Source organism: Mesorhizobium sp. M7A.F.Ca.MR.176.00.0.0 (genome assembly GCF_004023165.1).
Taxonomy (GTDB): Bacteria; Pseudomonadota; Alphaproteobacteria; order Rhizobiales; family Rhizobiaceae; genus Mesorhizobium.
Map to the genome: position 1 here is coordinate 1 of NZ_RZTC01000314.1, position 515 is coordinate 515.

At 55.7% G+C, this 515-nt stretch carries 1 protein-coding gene; it reads left to right on the forward strand.

The window, feature by feature from the left end; genetic code table 11:
* The coding region (locus EOB59_RS35805; protein ID WP_206622114.1) for a hypothetical protein at positions 1-331 on the forward strand (331 nt) is incomplete at its 5' end.
* Positions 332-515 lie beyond the last annotated feature (184 nt).

Sequence of the window (515 nt, forward strand, 5' to 3'; positions counted from 1 at the left end):
CCTTTTTACTTCCGCAAAATCGATTCCAGCAACGCGGGCACTTCGCAGGATGTCGCAATCCCGCGCTTGCGATGATACGCCGGACAGCGAATTGCGCGAGTCAAACGAATTTGGGTTCCTCAAATATAGAATCGTCGACACCGATCCTGATGGATCCAGCCTCGACGACGAAAACAACCATCTACAAACGGAATATTCAACGTTGCCGAGAGCTCCCGGTGTGCCGTCGAACCCGACATTCGCGAGGTCAGCGGTCACCAACGATCATGGTGATCGCCAGCATCTTTCGTATTCACATGGCCGTCGGCCGGGTACTTTCCCGAGGCCATGACGTGAGTCTGGTGGGTCTTCCAAGCGCCGATTTGGCCGGGTAGGGTTTGCAAGGGGGGCGAACAACCGGATGAACGAACGGAATGATACTGGAAAAACTGCGCGCCTGTTGGGCGTTTAGCCCGACCGTCCATAGGAATGTCGCCCTGGTCGAAGGCTTTCTGAAGGGCAAGAGTTTCGCCGAC